Annotated in this window: 10 protein-coding genes; all 10 read right to left on the bottom strand. The window is 63.8% G+C overall.

The features are described from left to right. Nucleotides 1-280 (bottom strand): hypothetical protein (locus tag M2427_RS41625; RefSeq protein ID WP_280712513.1); only part of this gene is annotated, 280 nt, incomplete at its 3' end. Further along, nucleotides 280-4,614: a strawberry notch-like NTP hydrolase domain-containing protein gene (locus M2427_RS41630; protein ID WP_280712514.1), complete on the bottom strand. Its 4,335-nt coding sequence runs from the start codon at nucleotides 4,612-4,614 to the stop codon at nucleotides 280-282. The genes M2427_RS41625 and M2427_RS41630, both read right to left, overlap by 1 nt. Nucleotides 4,615-4,781: 167 nt before the next feature. After that, the gene (locus tag M2427_RS41635) at nucleotides 4,782-5,201 is read right to left on the bottom strand and encodes a hypothetical protein (protein WP_280712515.1); all 420 of its coding nucleotides are present in this window, start codon (nucleotides 5,199-5,201) and stop codon (nucleotides 4,782-4,784) included. Further along, complete coding sequence (locus tag M2427_RS41640; protein WP_280712516.1) at nucleotides 5,194-5,397, bottom strand: hypothetical protein; 204 nt, start codon at nucleotides 5,395-5,397, stop codon at nucleotides 5,194-5,196. Before M2427_RS41640 ends, M2427_RS41635 begins: the two co-directional genes overlap by 8 nt. 258 nt (nucleotides 5,398-5,655) lie before the next feature. Then, nucleotides 5,656-5,964, bottom strand: coding sequence for a DUF4326 domain-containing protein (locus M2427_RS41645; RefSeq protein WP_280712517.1), 309 nt, complete (start codon nucleotides 5,962-5,964; stop codon nucleotides 5,656-5,658). A 299-nt stretch (nucleotides 5,965-6,263) separates the two neighbouring features. After that, nucleotides 6,264-6,776: a hypothetical protein gene (locus M2427_RS41650; RefSeq protein WP_280712518.1), complete on the bottom strand. Its 513-nt coding sequence runs from the start codon at nucleotides 6,774-6,776 to the stop codon at nucleotides 6,264-6,266. Nucleotides 6,777-6,872: 96 nt separating this feature from the next. Continuing rightward, entirely contained in the window at nucleotides 6,873-7,067 is a 195-nt protein-coding gene (locus tag M2427_RS41655; RefSeq protein WP_280712519.1) for a hypothetical protein, read from the bottom strand. Between the two features lie 2 nt (nucleotides 7,068-7,069). Beyond that, nucleotides 7,070-7,444, bottom strand: a complete 375-nt coding sequence (locus M2427_RS41660; protein ID WP_280712520.1) for a hypothetical protein — start codon at nucleotides 7,442-7,444, stop codon at nucleotides 7,070-7,072. Between the two features lie 11 nt (nucleotides 7,445-7,455). Next, a complete protein-coding gene (locus tag M2427_RS41665) occupies nucleotides 7,456-7,920 on the bottom strand; it encodes a DUF6878 family protein (protein ID WP_280712521.1) in 465 nt (154 codons plus the stop codon). Nucleotides 7,921-8,026: 106 nt separating this feature from the next. Beyond that, a complete protein-coding gene (locus M2427_RS41670) occupies nucleotides 8,027-9,634 on the bottom strand; it encodes a DNA-binding protein (protein WP_280712522.1) in 1,608 nt (535 codons plus the stop codon). Nucleotides 9,635-9,889: the final 255 nt, after the last annotated feature.

Raw genomic sequence — 9,889 nt, forward strand, 5'->3', positions numbered from 1 at the left:
CGCTGGCATTATGTTGCGTAGAAGCTGTCAATCGTCTGTGAGACAGCACCCAAGCGCAAATGCGCAACATAACTCTCGGCGCAACATATTCGGTCCACTTACCCGCGCTCCCCTTGGTGGAGTCCTGGAGCCGCACGAACATCGAGCGGCCCGGCGTATTGTAGACATCACCGACCAGCCAATACCGCCCTTCGCGCTTTCCATTGGAAAGGTAATGACGGCACACCGCCTCGGCATCGCGCGCGAGGCGATGCGCCAGTTCGCAAGGCTCGCGGCGCATCACGCAGCCTCCCGTTCGACGATGCGCTCGATTGGATAGTGCTCGAGCACCTTCGCCAGGACCTCGATGCCGGCCTCATCAGTAGGCACGAACATGCGCAGCTTCCAGGAGATGATCTCGATGAAGAGGCCATACGTCCTGAGGCGATCGCGCATCGTGTCGTTGAATCCGGACAGCTCGATCCGGTGTCTTCCCATGACGCGGACGCGGCGAAGCTGGAGGCCTTCGGCCAGGTTGAGAAGAGTTCGCCCCTCCATCAGAGCGGCAAAGGCTGCGTCGGACGCCAGCTTGGGCGCGTCGGCCGCAAGGACGTTCGCCACCCAACTGGCCGAAACCTTGCGACCGATGACTCTTTCTCCGGCATCGGTCTGAAGCCGGTAGACCCGTGTCGACTCGTCCGGCAGCCGCTTCCAGATCGGCAGCAGCAAGCCGGCGACGACATGGATTGTGCTTTCCGAGAATTCGGGCAGGTCATGGAGCTCGGCCTGCCAGGCCGCGCCGAAGCGGCCGCGATCGGCTTCGGCCCAATGGCTTTCCGCCATTGTGCTTAGGGGAACGCTGTGCTGCTCCATCGGCCGGATCAGCCGCACGCGCCGTTCGATCTCACCGTCATCGAGCATGAAGCTCGGCGCCGGGACCTGAAGGGCGGCCCGGCCCGAGCGCTCGTTGACGAGCGGAACGGCGGAGGAATCGGAGAGCCGATCGAACGCCTCCTCCAGCGTCACGGGACGATTACGCCGCCGTTCGGTGATGGTCAGCAGCCGTGTCTCGGTGCCAGTCCCGGGATGGGCATAGATGACGCGTCGGTCGGTGATGATGAAGCTCTCGGCGAGCAGCGTCTCCAGTCCGGCATCGTAGGCGCCGGAGGCGATCGCGCCTTCGATGCGAGCGGAGAGCAGTTGCTCGAACGCGGCGAACAACACGTTTTGCAGGTCGATGTTCAACGCCAGCAGCCTGTTCAAGAATGTCGTGATCGGCGGCAGTTCATCCTTGATGCCGTTGGCATCCATCAGCTTCAGACCGGTCGCGTCCTCGAACGCCTGGAGCGAGCAGCCTTCAACCTTGCCGCGGACGAGAAGCAGATATAGTTGGCGCAGTGCGTCACGGCCGTAATGGCTTTCGAGGTTATCCTCGGGGCGGAACAGGCCCTGCCCTCCGGTCTGGCGCTGACCTCGGGTGATGGCGCCCAGCGTGTCGAGCCGGCGAGCAATGGTGCTGAGAAAGCGCTTTTCCGCCTTCACATCTGTCGCAATGGGGCGAAACAGCGGCGGCTGCGCCTGGTTGGTACGATTCGTGCGACCCAAGCCCTGGATGGCGGCGTCGGCTTTCCAGCCAGGCTCGAGCAGGTAATGAACCCGCAGCCTGCGATTCCGTGCCGACAGTTCGGCATGGTACGAACGTCCCGTGCCGCCGGCGTCGCTGAAGATAAGGATGCGCTTGGCGTCGTCCATGAAGGCCGCGGTCTCGGCGAGATTGGCCGAGGCCGCCCGGTTCTCGACGATCAGCCGATCCCGTTTACGAACGACGCGGCGAGAACGTCCCGTGACCTCAGCGACCATGTGCGTGCCGAACCGCTGGACGATCTGGTCGAGCGCACCCGGTACGGGCGGAAGCGAGGCGAGCTTTTCGATCAGGCGGTCGCGGCGCTTGGCGGCTTCCCTGCTCTCGACCGGCTGACCGTCGCGATAGACGGGCCGGGAAGAGAGATTACCCTCTGAGTCGGTGAAGGGCTCATAGAGCTGGACCGGGAAGGAATGGGCGAGATAATCGAGGACATATTCCCGCGGGGCGATGTCGACCTGAACGTCGCTCCACTCTTCGGTCGGAATCTCCGCTAGCCGGCGCTCCATCAGCGCCTCGCCGGTCGAGACGATCTGGATGACGGCCGCATGGCCGACATCAAGATCGCGCTCGATCGAGCGGATCAGCGAGGGCGTCTTCATCGAGGTAAGCAGATGGCCGAAGAAGCGCTGCTTGGCACCTTCGAAGGCGGAACGCGCGGCGGACTTCGCCTGCGCGTTCAGCGTGCCGGTCTCGCCGGTGATGTTCGCGGCGCGCATGGCCGTGTCGAGATTGTTATGGATGATGCTGAATGCGCCGGCATAGGCATCGTAGATGCGAACCTGCTCGGGCGTAAGCTGGTGTTCGAGCAGTTCGTATTCGACACCCTCATAAGATAGCGAACGCGCGGCATAAAGGCCGAGCGCCTTGAGGTCGCGCGCCAACACTTCCATGGCGGCGACACCGCCCTCCTCGATCGCCTCGACAAACTCGGCGCGCGTCGCAAACGGAAAATCGTCGCCACCCCACAGGCCGAGGCGCTGGGCGTAGGCGAGATTATGCACTGTCGTGGCACCCGTTGCGGAAACATACACAACACGGGCATTTGGCAAGGCATGCTGGAGCCTGAGCCCCGCGCGTCCCTGCTGAGAGGCCGCCTGGTCACCCCGCTCGCCTTTGCCACCAAGCGCGTTCTGCATGGCGTGGCTCTCGTCGAAGACGATCACTCCGTCGAAGTCGGAGCCCAACCATTCAACGATCTGACGCACGCGCGAAAGCTTTTCTCCACGCTCGTCGGTGCGCAGCGTAGCGTAGGTGGTAAATAGGACGCCTTCCGCAAGCCGGATCGGCGTGCCCTGCCGGAAGCGGGAAAGCGGCGTCACGAGCAGCCGCTCCACCCCAAGCGCCGACCAATCGCGCTGCGCATCCTCGATCAGCTTGTCGGATTTGCTAATCCAGACCGCACGACGGCGGCCCTTGAGCCAATTGTCGAGCAGGATACCGGCAACCTGCCGTCCCTTGCCCGCGCCGGTGCCGTCGCCGAGAAACCAGCCGCGGCGAAAACGAACCGCATTCTCAGCGTCATCACGCGCGGCCGCCACGACGTCAAAGGTGGCATCGACCGTCCAGGAACCCGCGAGAAACTCCGAATGGGCTTCGCCAGCGTAGATAACGCTCTCGAGCTGCGCGTCCGAGAGGATGCCATCCGTTATGACATTGGCCGGCAGATGCGGCCGATAGGATGGCTTTGGCGGCGCGACCGACGCCATTGCAGCCGACTGCACGAGCCTCGTGGGATGGGCCTGCGCGCCGGGAATGCGGATCGACTGCAATGCGTAGGATTCGTAGAGCGCGTCGGTGATCTTGTTGGCATCGGTGGGCGCCCAGTCGACGGACTCGTAGGCGACTTCCGTCGTCACGAGTTCAGATGCTGGCGCCGCGGTCACCGGCTGGGGCTGGGCAACGTAGGCGCGGAGGGTTCGGGGCGTTGAAGGGCTGGCAATCGCTGGCACGACCGCAATCGGCTTTCCAGCAATTGGACGACGTGCTGGCACGTCCCGGATGACCCAGCCGAGCAAAGTCGGCAGGTCTCGCGCGATGCCAGCGGATGCCGGCAACAACGCGATATCGCCCGCCGGCACGCGATCGATAACGGTCAGGCGGGTGTCGGTGGTGGTACCGTGCTTGGCATAGACGGCGCCGTCAATCGCCGCCGAGAACACGACCTGTCCCTGTTCCTGAAGCCGCTTGAAGGAGTCGGTCCACACAGGGTTGTCGGGCGCGACGTTCGCGCCGGTGATGGCGACCAGGCGCCCGCCTGCTGGAAGACGGGCCAACGCCGAGCCGACGTGCCGTAATGCCGCATCTGCCATCGCGCGATCGACACGAATCGCCGCCGAGAATGGCGGGTTCATCAGGACGACGCTCGGCACGATGCGCGCATCGAGGTGGTCGTTAATATGTGCGGCATCAAACCGCGTGGTGGGGACGGCAGGAAAGATCTGCCCCAGAATGCCGGCACGGCTATCGGCGAACTCGTTGAGAACGAGGGAGCCACCGGCCAGCTCTGCGAGGACGGCCAGATGGCCGGTGCCGGCTGACGGATCCAGCACGACATCGGCCGGCGTAATCGCGGCGGACACGCTCGCGATATACGCCAATCCGATCGGCGTCGAGAACTGCTGCAGGGATTGGCTTTCCTCGGACCGGCGCGTCTGGGTCGGAAGCAGACTTGCGATCCTCATCAGCATTGATAGCATCGCTGCCGGCGACGCCGCCTTGGCGCGCATGGCGGCGCCATGCCGCCGCAGGAACAGGACGGTCGCCGCCTCACAGACGTCATAGGCGGTCTTCCAGTTCCAGGCTCCGGTCGCATCGGAGGCGCCGAAGGCAGCCTCCATGGCGCCGCGCAGGACAGTTGCGTCAATGCGACGGCCGCGTTCGAGATCGGTCAAAAGCTGGCGCGAGGCTTTGACGACAGCGGAGGTGAGAGTTGCGGCGGCACGGATCGAAAGCGGCGCGGCGCTGGCGCCGCCGACGAGAGATTCGGTCATGAGGGATGTCTTTCGGAGAGCGGGAAAGGGCCGAACCGCCCGGCGCTCTCCTCACACCGCCGCGGCTCAAACCCTTCCCGGCCCGCCTCTCCCTCTTGATCTCGGCCAAAGAGCAAGGGTCCGGCGACCAGCGCCGGACCCTTTGAGCGAACTATCCGACCCGACCATCACAGGTTGGAATCGGGCTCATCATTGAGCAGAACGAATGTGATGCCCTCGTCGACTGCGTAATTTTTGGCGAAGTTGATTGCCCAGCATCGCGCCTCCAGCAGTTCGCCGTAGTAGGGTTCCCACTTGTCGCCGACGCGAGCGCAGCCGTTCGCGATCAAACGGTGTAGATCGGGATGATCGGCGATCTCTTCGCGCGCCAGCTTGAGGGTATCCTCAACGGTGAGGACAAGAAGCGGATGCCAGCCTGCCGGATAACGGCAGTCGAGCATCAATCGCTGCGCCTCATCCGCCGAAAGCCGCCCGGCGGGATAACGCCAGGCTCGGGTCCATCGGCTGAGGCTGGCGCCGCAGCGATAGCGGTGACGGCGTGTCCACAACGCAATGGCGGCAATACGACGGCGGATGACATCAAACACGGCACACCTCGCGGATCCAATGCGCGAGTTCGTCGGGCCTGTTGAGCAAGTCGAGCGATGCGAAATTGTTTGGGCCGCCGACATAGTCTTTCCGGCCCTTGCAGGTCCGAAACAGAATGCCGCTGTGGTAGCCCATCGCCGATTGGGAGACCTGCACGTAGAGGCGATCGCCGTGGAGGGTGATTTCACCGGACACGGCAATGCCGGCCTGGTTGGAGCGGAGGTCGTAGGAACCGGGCTCAAGACCCAGCGCCGTCGCAAGACGGCGGAGCTGGGATCTCGCATGGCTGTGGAAGAGGCGCTTGGCCTCGGCGTCGTAGGCGACGGACTTTCGAGAATCGAAGGCGTTGGATGTCCTGGAGATGTGGCAGACTCCGAGAGCGGGCGAACCATCCCGGCGGCTCGCTCTCGCCGCGCGCCGGGCTCGCCTCAGATCCCGGCAATCCTCTCGCTCTCATGCCGCGGCCTTGACGGCGCGCCACCACGCGACGCGCACCTCGCGCGTAGCGTTGGCGAGCCGCAGCAAGAGATCGCCGTGGCAAGCGTGCGGCGCGCAGAAGCACACGAGATCGCGTCCGCGCAGTTCATCGAGCGCACGCAGCAGATGGTGCTGGTCCGCCAGCCATCGCTCGTACTTGGCGATGACGGCCGCGCGGTCGCCGTCGCGGCCGATCCGGAACGGATTGCCCCATTTGCTGCCGCGCCCGATGTAGACGGCGCCTGCCGGAAGACCTACGTGATGCTTGTTGAGAACCCTGCACATTTTCCGTCGCCTCCCGACCTTCGCGTTGCGGTGGACTGGCGATCGGGCGCGGTCCAGCATCCGATGTCACGCAAGGCCTTCGGGCCGCGGCGGGAACGGCTTGCCCGTTGACATCGGATGTGCCGCGCCCAGACAGGACAAGCCGCGATGCGGATCGGGAGGCGCGAACGTATGCAGGGGTTCTCAGCAAACATCGCGCGTGCGGCAACCGGCGCCGTGCGTTGGAACGCGGTGCAAGGTGCCGGTCGGGAGACCCTGCGGTAGCGAAACAAGGTTTCGCGCGCCGGTCTTTGAGAGAATTATCGCTCAAGGGGCACGACCTGATCGATGAACTCCTCGAGAAGATCGTTGGTGGACTTGCCAAGGATGGCGTCGGCCGTGATGACGACGACGGCGCGGCCGAATCCGTCGGCACGCATGCGCGAACATGTGAAGGACGATACCGCGGACACGTATTTCAGCGTCGCTGATCGCCGCACGATGTCCTGAAGGATGGCCTCCCAGGAGATCTCGGTGAGGTCAAGATCGATGGTTGACGGCAGCGGCCCCTCTGATCGCGGGTTCGGCAGGAGACCCTTCACGAAGCGGTTGGCGGTGGTCTCATCCCCCGCGAGCGACGCAGCCAGTGCATCTTCGAGCGCCACACGCGTGACCCAGATGATGTCTGATGGTCCGTGCTCGGAGAAGAAATACCAGCCGTCTCCGTCGTGCTCGACTTCGAAGACGTGGGACAGAAGCAGGCGTTCGAGCGGGGTCATGTCCGCTTCGGGAATCGTCTGTTGAATGACGGTGGGAGTAAAGTAGTCAGCCATTTTCGTTCTCCTGAACATGCGATGGCCCGACGCTCCTTGCGCGGAGCGCTGGGCCGAGTGGGACTTGGATGGGGAAGGCTCGCGACGGACGATGTCTCAGAGCCGCCAGGTCGCAACGATTTCTTGTTCCCGGCGGTGATAATCGAGCATCTCGCGGTAGAACCGCTTGCGCGCTATGCGACACCGGGGGTCGCGAAGCGCTTGCCGAGTGAGCTTGCGCGCTGCCGCGCGAACCACCGCACGCCAACTGTCATGCACGGTGATATTCAGGCGCAGATATGTGCCGTACATGGTCAAGCTCCTTCTGCGGTCAAAGAAACCGGCGGCTCAACCTCGCACGCGATGCGCCGCGTGCGGCTCATCCAGGGTTCGGGACGGATACACCTCACCCAATCGGCGAAGGACGGGATGAAGCCGAGATCCTCGATAACGTGCTGCTCGCCGATCCAACGTGTCGGGATGACGCGACCGGACGACAAGGTGACAGTCGGACCAAAGACGATCTCGGCCATGAAGATGCCCTCGGCGTGATGGCGGAGCACGCGATGCCGGAAATCTGCCGTGATCTGCTTGCTGGCATCGAACCAGTTATGGATCGCCGGATAGTCGCTGGCTGCCCCGCCCCACTTCTTCACCGACGAGAGCGAATGATGATAGGGATGCACCATTGTTTCCTCCTTCAGAACAAATGCTGGGTGTATTCGGAGGTTTCGATCCGCTCATTGAAGTTGAGCGTGATCGTTCGCTCGGCGACGTCGAACAGAAAGTCACCGTAGGCGCCCTGGTTATTCTCCCATCCCGAGTAGGTCTGCTCGAGGAGGTCGTAGACGAGCTTCTCGATCGCGTCCTTCACGGAGAGGGTTTGCCGCGTGACAATCTGGTTGCCACATTCGACCCGCGCAATCTCGACATGGATGCTCTGGAGATCCGTGTCACCGCCCTCTCCGTCCGCGACAGCGCCGTCGATTTGCCCCTCATCGGCATAGCCGTTGAATGTGACCTCCACCGCGTCGATGCGCGCACTGGCGAGCGCGTCGAACAAGGCTGTCTTGTTGGACTTGCATAGTCTAATAAATTCCTGGTCCCGCAGGAGCCAGGAGGCAGAATCGAAACCCGAGCCGGGTGTTGAAGTATCGCCGGTCATGATGGTGCTCCCAAGACGATGAAGCCCGGCGCGAGGGCCGGGCCGAGAGATGAAGGGGAAGTGGTAAAGAACTGCGGGGCGACGGATGCCGCCCCGCAGCGATGGCCTATTCGGCCGCGACGGCGTGCGGCTGCTCGCTCTCGCCGCCGTCGGTCGATTCCTCGTCACCGCCGGAGAGGAATTCGGGAAGCGGCTCGGACGGCGCGTCAGAGCTGTCCGAAGGCGAAGCCACGGCGGCGATGCGCAGCGGCTCGGGGAGCCAGCCGGCGCCCTCGAGCAGGCGCTCGGCTTCCTTCGCCATCTCCGACTTCTTGAGATGGTCCATGAGCTGAACCGAGGATTCGCCCCTCGCCTCGCGGATCGCATCGAGGATCCGGCCCTTGGTGACACGGCCGAGATAGTTGTCGACCGTCGGACGCCAGCCGGCCTCCACCATGTCGAGACCAACGGCACGGGCGAGCCGATCAGCCTGATCGAGACGGCGCTGCAGCCCATGGCTGGTAATGCCGGGCCCGCCATGGCGATCGACCTTCTCGAACAGGGCATTCACGCCGAAGGAAACACAGTGGGCGAGCAGGGCCAGCCGGCTGGCATCGTCGAGCGCAACCAGCCAATCCCACAGGGCAGCCTCGTCGGTCGGCATGTCGGCTCTCCAGCCCTCATGCCGAGCGGCGATCGATCTGGCGGACGCGCTTTCCTTCAATTCGGGCGCTTGGATGGAAAGCTGCACATGACGCACGCCGGCCTCGATACAGCATGAACCGTAAGTCCGATGGAAGGCGTCGAGGCAGAGCTTGTGCAAGAGCGCCGTCATCGCGACCTGCGGTTGGGCCGCAACCGCGTCCTGCAGCGCCAGCGTCCGGTGCGCGGTGAGCTCGATGACGAGCCGGTCGGGCAAGGGCCGGATGGCATCATCCTCTTCCTCATCCGGCGGTACCTGCCCGGCCATGGTAATCACGCTGCCCTGGACCGGCGGTGTGGGTTGAGCACCATCGTCGGAGCCAGGCGTTGCGGGGCCCGATTCAGGATCGGGCTCGACTACTGCCGCAGCGAACGCCGCTTCGTCCTCGCGGCGGACATAGCCGCGCGCGACCTGCACCGTCCCATCGGTATCGATGCTGACGAAGGCGCCGGCGTGCGGGATGGCGGCCGCGTCGAAAATATGCGGCCAGTCCTCGAAGGCCGCGAGGGCCTGCTCGAGTTCGCCGAGGCGCGTGTCCGCCTCATCCGGTATTTCGTCGGCACCCTCGTATTTCTCCTGCAGCGCCGTATACTCGGCCTGGAGTGCATCGAGGCTTGCTTGTTCCTCAACGGTGAGATCGGCCGGTTCGCTTTCGAGCCGGCGCAGCCCGTGATCGTAACCGTAGGGGAAGCTCGGGGCGATTTCGATCCACTTCCACCCTTCGGCCGCGATCGTCTCGGCTTCGGTGTGGAGCTTCTCGGCGACGAGACGGTCGAGCAGCGCGATGTCCTCGAGCCAGCCACCACCGTCCTCCTCGAAGAGATCGTGCAGCACGTTGCCGCCGGCCGCCTCATAGGCCGCAAGACCGACAAACCGCGCGCGCTTGTCGGAGGCCTTCACCGCACGCTCAGTGAGAACGCGCCTGATCTGATACGGCTCGTCATAGCCCGACCGGTTGACGTTCTCCCAGACCTGCTCCTGCCGCGCGTGATCGGCCGTGACGGAAAACGCCATTAATTGCTCGAGCGACATGCCGTCGTCGGCATAGACGTCGAGCAACTTCGGAGAGACCGCCGCGAGGCGGAGGCGCTGTTTCACCACGCTGACGGAAACGAAAAAGATGGCCGCGATCTCCTCCTCAGATTTCCGTTGCTCGCGCAGGGTCTGGAATGCTCGAAACTGGTCGAGAGGATGCAGCGGTTAGATTATGCGTCAAGTGTCCTGTTAGCTGGATGACTCTGATTCTGTGGCCTTTCTGGCTGCATCCTGCATTTTGGGTGTATTTTT

The sequence above is a fragment of the Bradyrhizobium sp. BR13661 genome (assembly GCF_029892425.1).
GTDB lineage: Bacteria > Pseudomonadota > Alphaproteobacteria > Rhizobiales > Xanthobacteraceae > Bradyrhizobium.